Annotated in this window: 20 protein-coding genes; 3 read left to right on the forward strand and 17 right to left on the reverse strand. The window is 46.6% G+C overall.

What is annotated here, in order from left to right:
• The 15 genes from motB to flgB form a co-directional block, all read right to left on the reverse strand.
• Window positions 1–898: flagellar motor protein MotB (gene motB, locus D9738_RS24770; protein ID WP_165383335.1), on the reverse strand; the 898-nt coding region annotated here is incomplete at its 3' end.
• The gene (gene motA / locus D9738_RS13830) at window positions 895–1,788 is read right to left on the reverse strand and encodes a flagellar motor stator protein MotA (protein WP_130209523.1); all 894 of its coding nucleotides are present in this window, start codon (window positions 1,786–1,788) and stop codon (window positions 895–897) included. The genes motA and motB, both read right to left, overlap by 4 nt.
• Before the next feature lie 237 nt (window positions 1,789–2,025).
• Window positions 2,026–2,763: an RNA polymerase sigma factor FliA gene (locus D9738_RS13835; RefSeq protein WP_130209525.1), complete on the reverse strand. Its 738-nt coding sequence runs from the start codon at window positions 2,761–2,763 to the stop codon at window positions 2,026–2,028.
• A gap of 175 nt (window positions 2,764–2,938) precedes the next feature.
• A complete protein-coding gene (locus D9738_RS13840) occupies window positions 2,939–4,591 on the reverse strand; it encodes a methyl-accepting chemotaxis protein (protein WP_130260441.1) in 1,653 nt (550 codons plus the stop codon).
• Window positions 4,592–4,687: 96 nt separating this feature from the next.
• The gene (gene flgL, locus D9738_RS13845; protein ID WP_130260442.1) at window positions 4,688–5,623 is read right to left on the reverse strand and encodes a flagellar hook-associated protein FlgL; all 936 of its coding nucleotides are present in this window, start codon (window positions 5,621–5,623) and stop codon (window positions 4,688–4,690) included.
• Between the two features lie 36 nt (window positions 5,624–5,659).
• Complete coding sequence (gene flgK, locus D9738_RS13850) at window positions 5,660–7,297, reverse strand: flagellar hook-associated protein FlgK (RefSeq protein WP_130209531.1); 1,638 nt, start codon at window positions 7,295–7,297, stop codon at window positions 5,660–5,662.
• Window positions 7,298–7,395: 98 nt separating this feature from the next.
• Entirely contained in the window at window positions 7,396–8,346 is a 951-nt protein-coding gene (flgJ, locus tag D9738_RS13855) for a flagellar assembly peptidoglycan hydrolase FlgJ (RefSeq protein WP_240780591.1), read from the reverse strand.
• On the reverse strand, window positions 8,346–9,407 hold the full coding sequence (locus D9738_RS13860; protein ID WP_276319617.1) for a flagellar basal body P-ring protein FlgI: 1,062 nt from the start codon (window positions 9,405–9,407) through the stop codon (window positions 8,346–8,348). Before D9738_RS13860 ends, flgJ begins: the two co-directional genes overlap by 1 nt.
• A 68-nt stretch (window positions 9,408–9,475) precedes the next feature.
• A complete protein-coding gene (locus D9738_RS13865; protein WP_130209535.1) occupies window positions 9,476–10,189 on the reverse strand; it encodes a flagellar basal body L-ring protein FlgH in 714 nt (237 codons plus the stop codon).
• A gap of 55 nt (window positions 10,190–10,244) precedes the next feature.
• Entirely contained in the window at window positions 10,245–11,027 is a 783-nt protein-coding gene (flgG, locus tag D9738_RS13870) for a flagellar basal-body rod protein FlgG (protein ID WP_130209537.1), read from the reverse strand.
• Window positions 11,028–11,050: 23 nt separating this feature from the next.
• Window positions 11,051–11,788, reverse strand: coding sequence for a flagellar basal body rod protein FlgF (locus D9738_RS13875; protein ID WP_130209539.1), 738 nt, complete (start codon window positions 11,786–11,788; stop codon window positions 11,051–11,053).
• A gap of 9 nt (window positions 11,789–11,797) precedes the next feature.
• A complete protein-coding gene (gene flgE, locus D9738_RS13880; protein WP_130209541.1) occupies window positions 11,798–13,006 on the reverse strand; it encodes a flagellar hook protein FlgE in 1,209 nt (402 codons plus the stop codon).
• Between the two features lie 33 nt (window positions 13,007–13,039).
• Entirely contained in the window at window positions 13,040–13,753 is a 714-nt protein-coding gene (locus D9738_RS13885; protein WP_130209543.1) for a flagellar hook capping FlgD N-terminal domain-containing protein, read from the reverse strand.
• 10 nt (window positions 13,754–13,763) lie between these two features.
• The gene (flgC, locus tag D9738_RS13890) at window positions 13,764–14,168 is read right to left on the reverse strand and encodes a flagellar basal body rod protein FlgC (RefSeq protein ID WP_130209545.1); all 405 of its coding nucleotides are present in this window, start codon (window positions 14,166–14,168) and stop codon (window positions 13,764–13,766) included.
• Window positions 14,169–14,176: 8 nt separating this feature from the next.
• Window positions 14,177–14,590, reverse strand: a complete 414-nt coding sequence (gene flgB, locus D9738_RS13895; protein ID WP_130209651.1) for a flagellar basal body rod protein FlgB — start codon at window positions 14,588–14,590, stop codon at window positions 14,177–14,179.
• Between the two features lie 277 nt (window positions 14,591–14,867).
• Here flgB and flgA point away from each other — a divergent pair, with 277 nt between their 5' ends.
• From flgA to flgN, 3 genes are all read left to right on the forward strand, one after another.
• Window positions 14,868–15,566 (forward strand): flagellar basal body P-ring formation chaperone FlgA, encoded by a 699-nt coding sequence (gene flgA / locus D9738_RS13900; RefSeq protein WP_130209547.1) that lies wholly within the window; start codon window positions 14,868–14,870, stop codon window positions 15,564–15,566.
• Window positions 15,567–15,634: 68 nt separating this feature from the next.
• The gene (gene flgM, locus D9738_RS13905; RefSeq protein WP_130209549.1) at window positions 15,635–15,928 is read left to right on the forward strand and encodes a flagellar biosynthesis anti-sigma factor FlgM; all 294 of its coding nucleotides are present in this window, start codon (window positions 15,635–15,637) and stop codon (window positions 15,926–15,928) included.
• Between the two features lie 15 nt (window positions 15,929–15,943).
• Window positions 15,944–16,390, forward strand: a complete 447-nt coding sequence (flgN, locus tag D9738_RS13910) for a flagellar export chaperone FlgN (RefSeq protein WP_130236383.1) — start codon at window positions 15,944–15,946, stop codon at window positions 16,388–16,390.
• 122 nt (window positions 16,391–16,512) lie between these two features.
• Here the strand turns inward: flgN and flhC are convergent, their stop codons facing one another.
• Window positions 16,513–17,064, reverse strand: coding sequence for a flagellar transcriptional regulator FlhC (gene flhC, locus D9738_RS13915; protein ID WP_130209553.1), 552 nt, complete (start codon window positions 17,062–17,064; stop codon window positions 16,513–16,515).
• 10 nt (window positions 17,065–17,074) lie between these two features.
• Window positions 17,075–17,422 carry a flagellar transcriptional regulator FlhD gene (flhD, locus tag D9738_RS13920; RefSeq protein WP_130209555.1) on the reverse strand — a complete coding sequence of 116 codons (348 nt, stop codon included), beginning with the start codon at window positions 17,420–17,422 and terminating at the stop codon, window positions 17,075–17,077.
• Between the last annotated feature and the right edge of the window lie 867 nt (window positions 17,423–18,289).

Below are 18,289 nucleotides of genomic sequence, written 5' to 3' on the forward strand. Positions count from 1 at the left end.
CAGGTTTGCTGGATGGCGCAGAGAGTTTTTGTTCTGTCACATCACTGTTAAGCAACTTATCCTCGTTCATAATTTCTTGTTCTTTCTCTTCACTCAGCACGAGGATACTGATGCGACGGTTGACGGGATCGTCTTTCGCTGTACCGGTCTGATTCATACTGTCAGCATCACCGATAACCTGTAAGAATTTGCCAACTTCCAGACCATGATTAATAAGTATTCTTCTCGCCGCGTTAGCACGATCAACGGAAAGTTCCCAGTTGCTATAGCCTGCGTCGCCGCCGGCATAAGGCAACGAATCAGTATGTCCGGTTACCATTATGTGATTCGGTAATTGGTTCAAAACAGGCACTAATGCCTCCAGAATTCCGACCATATAGGTTTCCGGTGTCCAGCTACCAACTTTAAACATCGGGCGTTCCTGGCTGTCCGTTATCTGTATCAACAGTCCATTCGGGGTCAACGATAAACGTAAATTTGAACGGAATTTGTTCAGACGGGCATCCGTCTTCATGATGTCGTGCAGCTTTGACTCTGCATGCTTCAGCGTTTTATTTCCCGAATAGAAATGATCTTCCTGCTTTTGCAAAACAGTTTTCTGAACTTCCCCATTCTGATGAACAACATCCTCGCCACCGCCGGGAATAATACTTTGGCTCTGAGTATCTTTGTCGCCATGTTCGGCCATAGGTACGCCGATGGGGATTTTGAAATACTCTGCAAGCTGATGACGCTGCTCTGGCGTGGAGGAAGAAACCAGCCACATAACCAAAAAAAAGGACATCATGGCAGTCATAAAATCGGCATAAGCGATTTTCCACGAACCACCATGTAAACCTTCTTTTTTATTACCTGAGCGTCTTACAACAACAATGTTGCCGGTCCCGTTGTTCTTCATGGGGCCTCACCTGTGGAAGAATTATTGGCCGAATATTTCGCCTGGCGAACATGTTCCTCAAGCTCGGCAAAGCCCGGACGTTCGCTGGTAAAGAGGGTTTTTCGACCGAACTCAACCGCAATTTGCGGCGCAGAACCATGAATACATGACAGCAACGTAGTTTTAATACACTGAAGCATTTTTATTTGCTCGGCACTTTTCTGCCGTAACAGAGACGCCAGCGGAAGCACCAAACCATAGGCCAACAGGATCCCTAAAAAGGTTCCCACCATCGCATGGGCTATCAAAGCACCAAGTTCAGCGGCGGGTTTATCTACTGCGCTAAGGGCGTTTACGACCCCCATAACGGCCGCCACAATACCGAATGCCGGTAAAGCATCACCTGCAGTCTGCAAACTGTGAACCGTTGTTTCATATTCCATTTCGCAGGTTTCAATTTCCTCATCCATTAAAGATTCCATTTCAAAGGCGTTCATACTGCCACTGATCATCAGTCGCAGGTAATCAACCATAAAATTCATCACGCTTTTATCTTTCAATAAGCGGGGATAAGAAGAAAAAATATCACTGCTTTCAGGATCTTCAATATCATTTTCCAGTGACATTAGCCCTTTTTGACGTCCTTTACTTAGCAGTAAAAACATCATAGCCAGTAAATCCATGTACATTTCTTTTGAGTAAAGTGCCTTAGCCCGGAATAAGACAGGAAATGTTTTTATAGTTGAACGAATAGCCTTGCCATTATTACCAACGATAAATGCACCCAGACCTGCGCCAGCGATAATCAAAAATTCGGTTGGCTGATATAATGACATCAGATATCCTCCGGCGAGGACATAACCACCAAACACAGTCACAAAAACTACAAAATATCCTAATAAAACAAGCATGTTCGCTCCTTACCATCGGTCATGCCTGGTATAAAAAAGGCTGACAGAGATGTTCACTACGATGAAAAACTACCGAACATCCCGACGGCAGCGTAAACAACGACAAAGAGAAATCTCTATCGTGATAATAAAATCACGAAGGCGAATGCTCATGGTTGCATATCTGTACAGGAGGTACGACAATCACATATTAGATAATAATATCTGTAACTGAATGACCAACCTCAGGACATCAAGTTATTGCAGATTAATATCTGCATGCATTTCAAGCCTTGCTCTTAATCTTTTGATTGTCTGACTGTGTAATTGGCTGATGCGTGTTTCTGTCACAGATAACAAGAGGCCAATCTCTTTCATATTAAGATCCTGCTGATAATACAGATTTAATAGAAACTGCTCTCGCTCGGGTAACTGCTGAATTTCTTCACTAATTTTCTGCATAAGATCTTTACGCAGAATATCGTTTAAAGGATTTTCCTCATCAGTTTGAAATTCAGAAAGTTCGAACCCTTCAACCCCATCTTCCATCAGCTCATCAAGCGAACATATCAGGCTTGAGTTTGTTTCCTGTAAAACAGTCTGGTAATCCTGCAGCGACATTTCCAGTTCCGCTGCGACTTCTTGTTCTGTCGCTGCATTGCCGGTTCGCTGTTCCACGCGAGCTATCGCTGCGCTAACTTCACGCGATTTTCGCCTTATGCGGCGCGGCGCCCAGTCATTTTCACGCAGTTCATCAATGAATGCCCAGCGAACACGCTGCGCCAGAAAAACTTTCAGTTTCACCCCCATACTGGGATCAAACTGATCGACTGCGTTCATCACTGCTATTGCACCAGCCTGCATCAGGTCATCCAGTTCAACCCCGGCAGGGAGTCGAGCTTGCAATTTAAGGGCTTCGTGGCGGACCAATCCGCCAAATTGCGCCCATAAATCACTCTTATTATATGTTACAGCCAGATTATATAACCCCTTCACTTTACCATATTCCGTATTATTACAATGAAGGCTTATTATTCGGCATTCCCGGGTAATCACATAGCCTGATAAAAGCGATTAAAGTGAAACATATCAGGACTTCAATAATCAAAGGTAAATTCATCTTTTATATACCTAATAATTATCCTGATATGTATCTTACTATTATTTTAATTTAGAATGATTCCCACTCATCATCTGACTGAATTGGTGTTTTTTTCGATACATCAGGTAATACATGTTTTCTGGTTTGTTTTTTAATATTCCAGGAACGTTTATCTTTTTCTTCTTCGACAACAAAAGAAGAAACCATATTATCCAATTCCCCGGCATTCGTTTCGACATCACTGGTGGTTTTAGCGGCCTGCTCTACCATCGCAGCATTTTGTTGCGTAACCAGATCCATTTCATTGATTGCCTGCGCAATCTGGCTTATGCCGATACTTTGCTCATCAGAAGCTGAGGTAATTTCTGCCATGATATCAGTAACCTGAATGACAGATTTGACGATCTCCTTCATCGATTCCCCGGCGACAACCATCTCCTGAGAACCGGTATTCATGTTGGCGACACAAGTATTAATCAGCAAACGAATCTCTTTTGCTGCATCTGCGCTACGTTTAGCCAGGTTGCGAACTTCACCGGCAACAACGGCAAACCCGCGCCCCTGTTCACCTGCACGCGCCGCTTCTACTGCCGCGTTCAACGCCAGAATATTGGTCTGATTAGCAATGCTGTCGATAACGCCGTTGATATCTGCAATCTGGCGGGAACTGTCTGATATTTCACGCATAATTCCGTCAAGATTACTCATCACATCACCGCCGTTGCGTGCGCTAATGCTGGCGCTTTCTGCAAGTTGTCTGGCGCTGTGGGCGTTATCGGCGTTCTGACGAACGGTGATTTTTAGCTCTTCCATACTGGCAGCAGTTTGCTGCAGTGCAGAAGCCTGTTCTTCCGTGCGTGATGACAAGTCATTGTTGCTACTAGCAATTTCATGAACATTATGGTAAATCTGCTTCACGCCGCCACGGATGCCATTAACCGTTTCCGTCAGCGACAAACGCATTTTTTCAACTTCAGCCAGCATTAAGCCGATTTCATTCAGATTACCAATTTTTGTCTGATGGCTCAGGTCGCCGCTGGCTATTGCCCTGAACGCCTCTTTTGCCATCTCAAGTCGTTGAAAAAGATTGCGTTTTAACCAGATCCGCGAAACTAAAAATATTACAAAGCCCAGCAATAGCGTAATCACCGAGATGGTGGTTATTCTTTGCGTTTCTATGTCTGACTCGACATTAAATTTGTTGGTAACACGAGCGGCTTCGTCCAGATAAGCGTCAATACTAGTGCGTAATGCATGTTGCACGTCCATATCGTCAGCAACGATATTGCCTGGATAATCTTCCGGATGCGTGATGAATCCCATTTTATTGGTTTCTCTGTCCAGAGCATCCTCAAAGCTTTTTTTGACAACCAGCGCCCGGTTATGTTCTTCCTGGGTGGTGAACGGCTTATCCATAAACTGGCTGATTAGCTTACGTGATTTATTTAACACATCACGATAAGTATCTATTTCATCCTGAGTAATTTCTTGTTTGGTAATATTGTGCATCATCAGCGAATTAATTCCGCTGAAACTGTCAAGCGTATAGATAGCCGCCATCATCAGAGATTCATTCTTATCCAGAGATAAGATGGCTCTGTCAAAATTCCTTGATGCGTTATTTGAGTTCACATAACTCAAACCGGATACCAACACGAGAAATAAGATGAACATACCCAGCAGGATATTCATCCAGGTCGAAATATTAAAGTGTTTTAACATGATTTCTTAACCAAAGTAAAAAATACCCTACTGGTAAGTGATTACCCTAATAATAGATATATTTCCCCTTCCCTGAATCAGGTCAGGGTTCAATATTTACCCAAGCGTTTTGAATATAGAAAGCTGCTGCATTGCCTGAAAAACGCTCATGGATGAATTTAAAGCAAATTCAGACATTTTCGATTCAGATAATACGCTGATCATGGTGTCCCAGTCAGAACCGGTTGATTCCTGCAGTCGACTCTGTACGGTAATCGCCTGAGTATCAGCACTGCTTCCCAGCGTTTCCAGCTGTTGCAGACTTGAGCCTACACGCGCCTGGATTTTTCCCAGGTTATCAATGGCTTTATGTACATCAGTATTGGTTTGCCCAATGGTTGCTTCAAACGTTTTACGTTCAACGTCGTTCGGGTTTTCCGGCAGATTATTTAACGCGTCAATGGTCTTCTGTAAGGATTGCAGGATATTATCGCCCGTTACCGCATCAGTCGGGAAAAGCGCATCACCTGTCGTACCGGTCTGCATTTCCGTACTGTCTGACACATTCTGTGTCATTGGCGTCGTACCGCCAACGTAGGTGCCATCGGCCTGAAACGGTGCAGCACCTGTTTTATAGCCCGCAAAAATGTACTGTCCATCGCTGTTTTTGCTGTTCGCCAGGTCGAGCAAACGGCTGCGGATCCCGGATAATTCTGTCGCCAGCGCTTCGCGGTCCGCTTTGCTGTACGTTTCAGATCCCGCCTGAACAATTTTGCCAGCAAGGTCTTCGGTCAGTAAGCCGGATATAGACGTCAGCGTGTTATCTTCCTGCCCGAGGGCATCCTGAGCATATTTTCTTGCAGTATCAAACTCGCCCAGACGTGAAAGCGCATTTTGATACATCACCGCCTGTGATGCCTGACCTGGATCGTCAGACGGTTTCAACAGAGTCTGACCGGCAGAAAGGCGCACGGAGAGATCGTTATAATTGGTCATGGCTTTAGACATACTGTCTAACTGACGCTGATACATAAAACTGGTGCTAAGGCGCATAGCGATTATCTCAAAATAGAATATGTCAGTGACGTATTATTTAAGGCTTAACAGTGTGTCAAAAAGACTGTTAGCTGTTTTAAGCACTTCGGCATTGGCCTGATAATATTGAGAAAACATCTGTAAGTTGACGTATTCCTCATTCATATCTACCCCTGAAACCGCCTGCTGTTGCATTGCCCACTGGTCGCAGGCTTTTCCGGCGGTATCCTGTTCTGCCTGAAGGGTGCTGACCGTCGATCCCACAGAACTTACCAGGTTGGCATAAGCACCGGTCAGGGTCATATCTCCGACAATCTTTTCATCCTTAAGACCGAGCAGTATCGCAATATTTTTGTTGTTGCTTTGGTCTGTCACATCTTGCGAGTCGGAGGCAGCAATTCCATCGCCATCGGTAATCGCCACTTTAATGCTATCTGCCGCGCCGGAAGCAGGATTCAGCGTAAAGCTGTCACCATCATTGGGTGTACCTGTCGGTGTCACGGTGATGCCGTCAAATGAGAGTGAACCACCAGGATTAACGGTTGGCGTAACGGCTTTACCTTCGCTGTTTTTCACTTCCCAGGCATTAGATGTGCCATTCCAGGTGATAGTATAATCTTCGGCATTAACCGCTGAGGCGTTATCTATGGTCACTCCCAGGGAAGCACTGCCGCTATTAGAGTTATAGCCTGTTGCCTGCGGAGCATCGAGACTGAAAATATCGCCACCGTGATTACCGTTATGATCATAGCCACCTTTATTGACCTCATTAAATCTCGACGCCATTTTCAGCGCTAACTGATTAAGCTGATTACGGGCATCGACCAGATCGGTATTACGGAATTTAAACAAACCGCCGAGATTACCTGTCGTGGCATTTTCATCCAGCAACTGGGGATTACCGGTGGCATCGATGTAAGCAACCTGCATCTGAGACGGATTTTTATCTGACGGAGTCGCTTTTAAATTGTAAGACTTGCTGCCATTGACCAGTGACATGCCGTTTTGCATTGAGACATTCACACTGCCCGTGTCTTTATTTTCCGTGACATTAATGCCGATCTGCGTACTCAGTTTATTTAACAGTTGATCGCGTTTATCGAGTAAATCGGAAGGCATTCCGCCCGTCTGGCCATGAATCTTGTCGATCTCCGCATTCAGATTTGCTAACTGAGTGGTACAGGAGTTGATATCTTCAACGCTTTGACTGATTTGCGTGTTGGTATTTTTATCAAGGCCATTCAGAGTCTTGCTGTTAGAACGATACTGATTCGCCAGCGCTTCAAATTGCGACAATACACCCTGACGCGCAGCAGGATCGAGCGGGTTATCACTGACCGCTTCCATTGCCGTAAACATATTGCCAAGCGTCGTGGAGATGTTATTGGTATCATCCCCTAACATGTCATCAATCTGGCTGACCTGCTGGTAACGGCCCTGCATGGTGGTAAATTCTGTTGTTGCACCACGTACCTGATTATTCAGGAATCCGTCATACATGCGCTGAACGTCATCCACGGCGACACCATAACCAAAAAAACCATAATTAGTAGACTGGCCGCCCGCTTCTCCAAGCATAATGTTTTGACGGCTATACCCTGCCGTTACGGCATTCGTCAGGTTGTTTCCGACGACGTTAAGGGCACACTGCGCCGCGCTTAATCCATTCTGAGCCAGATATAATAAATTCATAAAGTACCCGCCATGTCGACGCTGATTGAAATCTTTAGGTTATAAAAACGCTGCTTTACTAATAAATCGGCCTGAGTGAAATTCCCTAAAGACTGTATTTAAAATATTGATGAAAAGTCCGTGTTATAGGCATTCACAGCATGCTCAGCCCGACCTTTAACTTGTTGAATAATGTTAATTAATTTATGTGCGTATGCAGGATCGGTAGCATAACCGGCTGACTGAAGCGCTTTTGCCGCCGCCTCTGGTTTTACGGCATTGCAGACATGTCGGTAACGCGGGTTATTAACCAGTAATGACGCGTAATCCTCCAGCGCCGCTGTATAAGACGGATAAACCTTAAATCGCGCTTTGGTCTTATTCGCCACCCCATGTTTATATTCGGTGGTGGTTATTTCCGTCGTTTCACCGTGCCAGTCAGATGCGGCTTTTATGCCAAACAGGTTATGGCTGGGTTTGCCGCTTTGTGTTGGGATTTCACGATTTCCCCAGCCTGATTCAAGCGCGGCCTGCGCAATAATAAGCTGATGCGGGATCCCACTTTTGCGGGCAACGGCCAGAGCAGGTTGCAGCAGGCGTGAAATAAAACCGCCCCCTTCCCGTAGTGCCGTTTCGGGTAGCTCCCGAACAGAACGAGGCACTAATTGCGATAGCGAGAAAGAATGCGCCGGTAAATGAGGCAGCGCCGCATTAAAATGCGACGTGGACGGGACATACGGCTGAGAAGTGGCGGTATGCGGATGAACACCACCGCCCATCTGGGCGACCATCTGATCCGCAAAGCCAAGTTTCCCCGTTTGCGCGATGTTCTGCGAAATTTGCTGATCGAACATCGAAGTAAACATCGAGGACTGTTGTGAATCCATCGCCCCGCTTCCCAACGAGGCATCGCGCATACTCTTCAGCATCATCTGTACAAACAACCCTTCGAGTTGTTGTGCCGCGGCTCTCAGACCGTTTGCCGAATTACTTTTTACGTCCCGCTTAAGCCCGTCAAGGCTATGTTCATCAAATGCGGCACCATTAGATATCATTGACAGGCTGTTCATTAATTGATCTCCAGGCGTGCGTGCAGGCAACCGGCGTCATTCATCGCTTGCAGGATCGCCATCAAATCATTCGGCGTCGCACCGAGACTGTTCAGCGCCCGTACTACATGGCTTAAATCGGCACTGGTGCTGACGCGTTGCAAAGAACCGCCCTGCTCACGAACAGAGACTTGAGTTTGCGGCACAACTACCGTCTGTCCGCCAGCCAATGGCGTGTCCGGTTGACTCACCTGACTGGAATGGGCGATATCCACGCTCAGATCTCCCTGGGCAACAGCACAGGTATCAAGCGTGACATGGCGGTTTATGACCACCGACCCGGTACGCGAGTTAATAATGACGCGAGCATCTCCGGAACCAACATTCAGTGACAAATCCATCACCGCAGCCAGAAAACGGACTCTGGCAGCCTCGCCATTTGGCGCATACAGTTTTACTGTCCGCGCATCTTCAGCCACAGCTGCGGAATAGAAACGGCGATTAATGGTGTCGCTAATCTTCTGGGCAACAGAGAAATCACTCGCGTTAAGCAACAGTTTTAACGGGCGCTGGTTGGCGTAATCCATCGGTACTTCACGTTCAACGGTTGCGCCGTCGGTAATACGTGCGCCGTTGAGCTGATTCACCTGTACGCTGCTTCCGCGGCTCTGAGCTCCGGCGCCGGAAACCAGCAAATTGCCCTGCGCCAGCGCATAGATCTGATTATCCGCGCCTTTCAGCGGCGTCATCAGCAATGTGCCGCCACGCAAACTTTTGGCGTTACCCATAGACGAGACGACCACATCGAATTTTTCACCCGCACGGGCAAAAGGCGGCAGTTCTGCCGTTACCATTACTGCAGCAACGTTTTTCAACTGCATACTCGACCCAGGCGGGACGGTGATCCCCAGCTGCGAAAGCATGTTGTTTAGCGTCTGCGTCGTAAACGGTGTTTGCATGGTCTGGTCGCCTGTACCATCCAGACCAACGACCAGACCGTACCCCATCAGAGAGTTACCACGCACACCTGACAACGAAGCCAAATCGCGGATACGCTCTGCCCTGACCGACAGGGAGAGCATAATTAACAATAACAGGCCGGTCAGACGGGTAAATTTATGCCAAAAATAACGATTCATCACCGACACCTTTAGAACGGAGAAAGATTCAGGAACAGACGCTGTAACCAGCCCATTTGTTCGGCTTCGTTGATATAACCGTTACCAACATATTCGATACGCGCATCGGCAACCTGCGTGGAAACCACTGTATTGCTACCACTGATTGTCCGTGGGTTAACCACACCGGTGAAACGGATAAACTCAGTCCCCTGGTTTATCGCTATTTGCTTTTCCCCGACCACGCGCAGGTTGCCGTTAGCGAGGACATCGCTGACCGTGACGGTGAGCGTACCGCTGAAAGTATTTCGAGCAGCCGCACCGCCTTTACCCGAGAATTCATTTTTACCGCTGATCTCCGTATTAGCCCGATCGCCACCAAACAATCCTTCGATAAAGTGCGGGATTGTCTTGAATGAAAGCCCTGTCGAACCGCCATGAGAAGCATTGGCAGACGAACTTTTGCTGGCGCTGACATTTTCCTGCAACACGATGGTCAATGTATCACCCACATTTCTTGGGCGACGATCTTCAAACATCGGCTGAAAGCCATAGTTCATCGTGCCGCCAGGCTGAAAAATCGCGCCATTATTAGCAGGCTGATACGGGATCTGCGGCGTCACAGATGTTGCACCTTCGACCAACGGTTTATGAGGGATATACGCGCATCCTGAAAGAAGCGCGACCAGGGCAACATGCGTTAACAGACGCCGCAGTAAGCGGCCAGAATCTATCGGATAGGTCATAACGATCACATAATAAAAAAAAGCCGCGAAACCACCTGCGGCTCAAAGGCACAAATCAAAGCTGCGTTAAACGCTGCAGCATCTGGTCCGAAGTAGAGACAGCTTTGCTGTTAATCTCATAGGCACGCTGAGTCTGAATCATGTTGACCAGTTCCTCGGCCACGTTGACGTTCGACGTTTCCACGTAGCCCTGTCGCAGCGTACCTGCGCCATTCTGACCAGGTGTTGTTTCATTCGGTGCACCGGAAGATTGCGTCTCCCGGTACAGGTTTTCACCAATGCTTTCCAGACCGGTATCATTGATAAAAGTACTCAGGGTAAGCTGCCCAACCTGTTGTGGCTGCGCCTGCCCGGCAATGGTGACGCTGACAATACCGTCGTTGCCGATGGTGATAGATTTTGCATCCTGCGGTACGTTTATCGCCGGCTGAACCGGATAACCGCTGGAAGTCACCAGTTGACCGTTCTGATCAAGCTGGAACGAACCATCACGGGTATACGCTGTGGTGCCATCCGGCATCATAACTTGCAGGAATCCATCCCCTTCAATAGCCACATCTTTCGAGTTGTTGGTCTGGGCCAGGCTGCCCTGGCTATGAATTCGCTCAGTGGCCACCGGTCTTACCCCTGTTCCTAACTGTAAACCGGAAGGAATAGTGGTTTGTTCAGATGACTGAGCGCCCGGCTGGCGTAGCGTCTGGTACAACAGATCTTCAAATACAGCTCGCTGACGTTTAAAACCATTGGTACTTACGTTAGCCAGGTTGTTGGATATAACATCCATATTGGTCTGTTGTGCTTCCAGGCCCGTTTTTGCAATCCACAGGGAACGGATCATGCGTTATTACTCCTTACCAGTGATTAGCTGGCGCTCAATAACTGATTAGCGTTACGTTCATTGTCATCAACGGTTGTGATGACCTTCATATTCATTTCAAAGCTGCGCGCGGTGGTGATCATGTTCACCATTGAATTGACGGGGCTGACATTGCTGCCTTCCAGCATCCCCGGCATAAGCTGCAGACTCGTATCCGCCGCCAGCGAACTGGCATCACGGGTATGGAATACACCGTCATCGCCGTGCTGTAGTTCGCCTGGTAGCGCATTGACAATCTTGATGCGCCCGGTTTGCGCTACGGCTGACGGTTCTTCACCGGCACCCAACGCAGAAATGGTGCCGTCTGGCGCGATAGTTAACTTTGCCTGAGTAGGTACGGTCAGCGGACCACCATCGCCCATCAGTGGCAGACCACGGACTTGCAGTTGCCCGTCCGCCGTCATCTGGATATTGCCGTTTTTGGTGTAACCTTCGGTACCATCCGGCAGTTGTACTGCCAGCCACCCTTCTTTTGGCAGCGCGACATCCAGCGTGCGGTCGGTTTTTTCGACTGTTCCCGAGGAGTAGTCACTACCAGGAGTCGATTCGGTCACCAGCGTGCGGGTCGCCATTGACGGGCCGTCTACCGGAACGGCACGATAAGCGGCAATCTGTGCGCGAAACCCCGGCGTCGAGGCATTAGCCAGGTTATCAGACACCACGGCCTGGCGATCGAGGGCCGCCGTTGCGGCCCCCATAGCGGTATATATCGCGTGATCCATGTTTTGCTATTAACCCAGGTTAACCAGCGTTTGCAGGACTTCAGACTGTGTTTTGATGGTCTGAGAGTTGGACTGATAGTTGCGTTGGTAGACGATCATGTTGACCATCTCTTTACTCAGATCCACGTTTGAGGCTTCCAGTGCGTTACCGCGCAGCGTACCGAGGTTCCCGGTATCAGAAATCCCAACGACCGGCTGGCCGGATTCCGGGCTCGCAGACCAACAGTTGTTCCCTGCTGGCTGCAGCCCGCCTGGGTTATTGAAGTTAGCCAGAACAACCTGGCCCAGTAACTGCTGCTGCCCGTTGCTGTAAGAAGCAACAATCTGGCCGTTATCGCCAACGACATAACCCGTCATCGTACCCGGCGCATAACCCGTAGTTTCCGGGCTATCCATCGAGTTATCGGAAGCCTGCTGCGACAGTTTGGATAAATCGAGATCGAAGTTAAGTGCTGCGGCACCGTTGTACGAAGCGCCATCGACTTTCAGATTTGCGGGGGTCGTAACGAGCTTTCCGCTGGAATCAAATGTTATGTCAAGTTTTTGCGGTGTAGCGCCCGGAGCGGTAGAGTCATTAGAGTAGACGGACCATGTGTTATCTGCCGTTTTGACAAAATAAACATTAATGGCATGCTCATTACCCTGGCTGTCATACGCATTCACTTGGGTAGAATAGTTATAGGAATCGCCATCAGTCGTTTTAAACGGATGCGTTACTGTATCAATTTTTGTATTTCCGGAATCCAGGTTACCGCTCAGGCTACCTGCATTAGAGGCTTTTGCCGGCATCGCGCCCGTTGGGATCTGCAAAGGCCCGACCGGTGAACCAGCCTGGACAGTTGGCGGTGTACCAATGGCCATATAACCGCTCAGGCGCATCCCCTGACTGTTCACGATATAGCCATTGGCATCGGTCTTAAACTGACCGTTACGGCTATAGAATATTTTCCCCGCTTCGGTTTCCATACGGAAGAAGCCATTGCCCTGAATACCCATATCCAGCGGGCTGGCGCCAGCGCCAAGAACACCATCGCTGAAATTCTGATCAACGCCAGCGACCTGAACGCCCATACCGATTTGCGAACCTGCAAACACGTCGGCAAATGAAATAGAGCCGGACTTAAACCCGACAGTTTGCGAGTTGGCAATATTGTTGCCGACGACGTCCAGCGCCTGTGATGCGGCGTTTAACCCGCTAAGACCTTGTGAAAAACTCATTTTATTTCCCGAAAAACAACATAATGAAATTGATTATTCAATGAGATAGACATTGGCCAACGTGGCCGTCTCATCATTACCTAACTGCAGAACAGCCCCTGTCTGGGTGAAAGAAACACTGTCTACTTTTGATTTTTTCAGCGACACGATGTCAGGAGTGCTGCCGTCCGGGTTGGTAGCGGAATACGAAACGGTAAAATTCGTATCGCTTACTGTGCGTGGATCGGAAGGCTCGAAATCACTGAGATCGTCCAGGGTATATTCATGCACGCCGGCTTTAACATCTTTCAATTTTCCGGTGTAAGCATTTCCTGCATCATCAGTCAGCGTGACAGTGACGTCGCTCGCATCCTGATTGACAGAGAGCGCAAACTGATTATTGCCACCCTGTGCGGTAGAAACAGTGGTATCACCTTCTACCAATACCTGGCGCCCTACCCATTCGGCAGCATTCATCTGCTGCATACTGGTGACCAGCATCCCGACGCTATTCACTGTGCCGTTCAACTGCTGCACACCCGCCGCCGTATTAAACTGCGCCAGCTGAGTCGTAAGCTGGTTGTTATCCATCGGATTGGTGGGGTCCTGATTCTGCATTTGCGCAACCAGCAACTGCATAAAGTTATTCATAATATCTTCGGCGCTGCTGCCATTGGTGGCGGAGGCCGCGCTATTACTGGTTGCTGCTTGACTGGCTTTATTAACTGCGGCAGAACTGCGTTGTGTCATGACGGGTAAAACCGACATTACTATTTCCTTACTGACCCAAAGTCAGTGTTTTGAGCATCATGGTTTTCGCGGTATTCATTACGTCGACATTGGCCTGATAACTGCGGGAAGCTGAGATGGTATTAACCATTTCGCCCACCACATCGACATTCGGCATATGGAGATAGCCTTTGTTATCTGACTGAGGGTTGTCAGGGTCATAGACCAGACGATCCGGCGCATCGCTTTCCACCACATCACTGACTTTCACTCCGCCGATCTCCTGATCCGCAGCATGATCAACGCTAAAAATGACCTGTTTGGCTTTATATGGTTTACCGTCCGGCCCGGCGATACTGTCGGCATTGGCCATATTACTGGCGCTGACGTTCAGACGCTGAGACTGGGCGGCCATCGCTGAACCGGAAATATCAAAAATACTTAGAAGTGACATAATTTTATTTATCCCTGACTAACAACCGTCATCATGTTTTTAATCTGTGATGTCAGAAACGTTAAACTGGACTGATATTTCACTGAGTTATCTGCAAAATTAACACGCTCGCGATCCATATCTACGGTATTACCATCAGCGCTGGGTTGATCGGGTATACGATAAAGAGGTCGTGGATCAGTCATTAAATGCGTACTGTCAGCAATATGTCTTTCAGAGGTAACCGTCAGACTCATATTATTGTCAGTCGCCTGACTGCGGTTAACGGCTTCCTTTAACTGTTGCGAAAAATCGATATCCCGTGCGAGATATCCTGGTGTATCAGCATTCGCGATATTAGAAGCAAGGATGCCCTGGCGTTGCGTCAGCAGACTCAACGCATGCTGCTGAAACCGGAATTCACTGTCGAGTTTATCCAGCATGAGATAAAACCTTTCTTGTTTATTAACAATATTGCGGTGCATTTTATGGTGAGAGGTCGAAAAAACCATAATGCAAATATGCGACAGCAATGACGTCAATTAACCAGATTGTTCCCCAAAATGGCATACAAAAAACACTTTGATATATTTTGAAATGTCTATCCTGCAAACAAACGCTTTTACGGCATCACATTAGCGAGTAAAAAAATTGCTTCTCAGGATATATTATTGTGCATGTCTTAAGTCGAAAGCTTTTCTGACGAAAGGTCGATAACAAATGTTATTTAAACGTTTACCCCTCGTTTTATTACTTTTCCTGATCGTTTATCTTAATCTGACAATCCTGGCTCATGCCTCACAGTCAACCGGTCAGTCGCTGTCGTCGCGTATCGCATTGCTGCTGGCCCCTTATAGTCAGGGAATGCCACAATTACAGGTTACGATCCTGACCCCTACCACTCAACTGGCAACACTTTGTGGAAACCCGGCATTACGTTTACCTGGCCATACAAAAAAACTAAGCGGCAATCACAGCATTATTGCCTCTTGCGGAACACATCAGAAATTCATCCAGGTTTCTGTAAGTGCCACGGCGACATACTGGCTGGCAGCACATGAACTTACACCTGGGCAAACGGTAAGTCAGAATGATATCCAGTCACAACGAGGGAATATTGACCATCTTCCAGCCGATCTCATCCTCGACCCACAGAAGATTATTGGTGCAACGCCAACCCGATGGATACAACCAAATCATCCTCTGACTTTCAGCGAACTACGCCAGCAATGGGTGATCCACACAGGTGAAAAAGTTGATGTGATGACCAAAGGCGATGATTATGAGATTCATACCACCGGAAAAGCATTAGACAATGCAACCCTCAGAGAGTCATTTCGCGTACAAATGCACTCCGGGCAAACCCTGCTGGCGACAGCCGTAGGTAACGGTAAGGCATTTATCAGCCAGAACGACTGACTTCAGTTATTTCCCTGTACGCCGATATACATAGTACCCATTCATTATTATTTCGAATCAGGATAACTATGAGTATCGAGCGTATTTGCCAGACCTCTCCTGTACAGGGAGCTGACATCCGACAATCAACGGATTCACGTCAGCCTCAACCGCAGGGTGGATCACTGCGATCCGACGATCAAGATGCCAGTGTGCATGTTGAATTAAGTCATCTGTCTGACAGATTTACCTCAGATGATTCCAACGATGTAGACCACGCCCGCCTCGCCAAAATCTCTGCGCAAATAGCCGCCGGTGAATTAACCCTGGACAGTGATCATATCGCCGCCCGGTTGGTTGATGAGATTATTCGATTTTCATAAACCAGGAGTAACAAAGTGAAAGATCAGTTAGAAAAAAATCTTATTAAATTGCAAACACTTCTTGATGAACTGGAAGGTACCTTGCTGGAAGAAGTTTCCCAGCTCAGCCGCGCGAGAATAAATCCAGTCTCGCTTCAGGTTATCTCTGATAATAAAAGTCGTTTGTTGGCTGCAATTAATTTTTATGATGAAGAACGTAAGCATGCAGAAAAAAATGCACAGCTTTATATTCCTTATAAAAATAATGCCAGACTTGCCACTCGTTGGGAAGGGATTACTTTGGTGCTACGTCGTGCAAGTGATTTGAATCAAAGGAGTAATCAATTACTCGAAATCCATATGGAAAGAGTAACCACTCTGCGAAAATTAATAGTTCAGACTGGAAATATGCCATCACTTTATGGAGAAGACGGCGATCATTCTCATCATCACGTTGGAAATAGTTACCGGATTTCTGTATGAGTCTGGTGAAGATAGCAGCCAGAAAACCTCTGTCACTCCACGTCTTTATAATCGCCCCCATCCCTGCCATTCTGTGCATTTGAAATCCACAGATGGCAGGAAGATATGCGTATTAGTTTTCATTAAATCTCATGGCTTACATGTTCAATTGATTGTTCTTTCATTTTTTTGCTTGCGCGAGAAGGTGGAAAACACAGGCTACAGGTAAAGGTGTGCAAACTGTATCCTGGTGTTGTGACAAAACTGCCACCGCAACCGCAACAACGCGTCAATTCTACCATTCCGCAGTCAATGAAGCGTAACAGCGTCCAGGCTCTGGTTAAGCTCAGGATAGACTTCTCACCGGATTCCTTCTGAATCTGGTCCAGATACAGTCGGTAAGCTTTAAGCATGACTTCGACTGGACGGCCAAAGTTTTTCTTTTGCAAAAAGCGATAGATGTTATAGAAAATCGAAGAATGAATGTTCTGTTCCCATGACATATACCAGTCAGCAGAAAATGGCAGCATACCTTTTGCAGGCGAACACCCTTTAATTTCTTTATAAAGTCTTAATAACCACCGACGACTCAGATTCGTTTCACTTTCAAGAACCTGCATTCTTGCGCCAAGATTAATCAGTTCCATTGCAATTTGAGCATCCTTAACTTCATTAATAATGCTTTTATCACTCATAATCGTACCCTCAGATGGCAATGTTTTTCTGTTCGGACAATGAATCCAGTAATTCTGTGGAAAGAATAATTCCAGTGTGAATACGTTGCAGAGCATCAATCCTTGAATCTCTGGTTAAACAATTAAGTATCATTTCACTGTCTATACGTAAACGACAAATTAATTGTCCGGTAGACGATAATTTAATCAACTGAGGAAGAGATAAACCCACCAGAGATTCCATTGTCGCTTCATTTAGTCCCAGTCTGAAGCCGGCAGATATTTTATCCTCCAAAATTAATCGTTGTGCCAATAAAAGGTAAGTCAGATTCAAATCATGGATTGCTTGTGATTGTTCAGAAAGTTCAATCGCATTCATTATGTTATTTCTCCAGACAGACTCTTATTGAGCCCAGCTATTAATATTTAGACACAAAATAAAACATTATATTATCGCCTGATTCTACTGAACACATCAGGTTGGCTTACTGATAAATATTTAAAGATGACTGCTTCAAAATAATATCCTGGTGTTGGGAAACCTATGGTTTTCTGCTATTAAGTGCAAAAAATCATATAACATATTATTTTAAAAGAAAAAAATCATAGTATATACGCAGACATGCCACTCTTATGATAGGTCGAGATGGCATCACAGCACTGTGAGGATGATTTCAATTTTACATAAAAGGTCATAACTCTTATGAATGGTGATAACTATGGGTTATTTCCAGAAAAGCAAAATGCCGTTGAGTTATTTCATGAGTTAGATTTTAAACAAATGATCTCGCTATCAAAAGACCTTAGGAATCATTTCATGATAAAATATTATTCTAATATAAACAAGATGTTATGTGTGTACTATAAAAACATTCCTAATGATATTTAAGTTGTAATTAAGTATCTTGTACTAACAAATGATACTTTACAGTAAATTCAACTGGCTTAGAGAGATTTCATTCTTAAAAGCTGTCATCCACCTTTCAGTTGAGTTATCAGACAAATACCCATTTTTGTATGCATTGCCGATTTTCGTTGATATCAGGTTATTCAGACAGGAAAGACAGTGAAGTGATAAACGTTGGCTGGAGTATCTCAGACGAAAACGTCAGGGCTGCATCACCAGTCAGCAGGGAATAGCAGGACGAAAAGCGCCATGAAGAGCTCTTCAGACGTCTGGAAACAAAATGGGGTCCCGTAAATGGTTAAGCGACTAAAGACAAGGTCTGGAGTGCCCCCAAGCCCG

This window comes from Escherichia sp. E10V5 (genome assembly GCF_004212315.1).
Taxonomy (GTDB): Bacteria; Pseudomonadota; Gammaproteobacteria; order Enterobacterales; family Enterobacteriaceae; genus Escherichia.

Bases quoted from the DNA above. Each gene is read 5' to 3' on its own strand.
- motA (WP_130209523.1), bottom strand. From the start codon at position 1,788: ATGCTTGTTTTATTAGGATATTTTGTAGTTTTTGTGACTGTGTTTGGT.
- D9738_RS13840 (WP_130260441.1), bottom strand. From the start codon at position 4,591: ATGTTAAAACACTTTAATATTTCGACCTGGATGAATATCCTGCTGGGT.
- flgL (WP_130260442.1), bottom strand. From the start codon at position 5,623: ATGCGCCTTAGCACCAGTTTTATGTATCAGCGTCAGTTAGACAGTATG.
- flgK (WP_130209531.1), bottom strand. From the start codon at position 7,297: ATGAATTTATTATATCTGGCTCAGAATGGATTAAGCGCGGCGCAGTGT.
- flgJ (WP_240780591.1), bottom strand. From the start codon at position 8,346: ATGAACAGCCTGTCAATGATATCTAATGGTGCCGCATTTGATGAACAT.
- D9738_RS13860 (WP_276319617.1), bottom strand. From the start codon at position 9,407: ATGCTCTCCCTGTCGGTCAGGGCAGAGCGTATCCGCGATTTGGCTTCG.
- D9738_RS13865 (WP_130209535.1), bottom strand. From the start codon at position 10,189: ATGACCTATCCGATAGATTCTGGCCGCTTACTGCGGCGTCTGTTAACG.
- flgG (WP_130209537.1), bottom strand. From the start codon at position 11,027: ATGATCCGTTCCCTGTGGATTGCAAAAACGGGCCTGGAAGCACAACAG.
- D9738_RS13875 (WP_130209539.1), bottom strand. From the start codon at position 11,788: ATGGATCACGCGATATATACCGCTATGGGGGCCGCAACGGCGGCCCTC.
- flgE (WP_130209541.1), bottom strand. From the start codon at position 13,006: ATGAGTTTTTCACAAGGTCTTAGCGGGTTAAACGCCGCATCACAGGCG.
- D9738_RS13885 (WP_130209543.1), bottom strand. From the start codon at position 13,753: ATGTCGGTTTTACCCGTCATGACACAACGCAGTTCTGCCGCAGTTAAT.
- flgC (WP_130209545.1), bottom strand. From the start codon at position 14,168: ATGTCACTTCTAAGTATTTTTGATATTTCCGGTTCAGCGATGGCCGCC.
- flgB (WP_130209651.1), bottom strand. From the start codon at position 14,590: ATGCTGGATAAACTCGACAGTGAATTCCGGTTTCAGCAGCATGCGTTG.
- flgA (WP_130209547.1), top strand. From the start codon at position 14,868: ATGTTATTTAAACGTTTACCCCTCGTTTTATTACTTTTCCTGATCGTT.
- flgM (WP_130209549.1), top strand. From the start codon at position 15,635: ATGAGTATCGAGCGTATTTGCCAGACCTCTCCTGTACAGGGAGCTGAC.
- flhC (WP_130209553.1), bottom strand. From the start codon at position 17,064: ATGAGTGATAAAAGCATTATTAATGAAGTTAAGGATGCTCAAATTGCA.
- flhD (WP_130209555.1), bottom strand. From the start codon at position 17,422: ATGAATGCGATTGAACTTTCTGAACAATCACAAGCAATCCATGATTTG.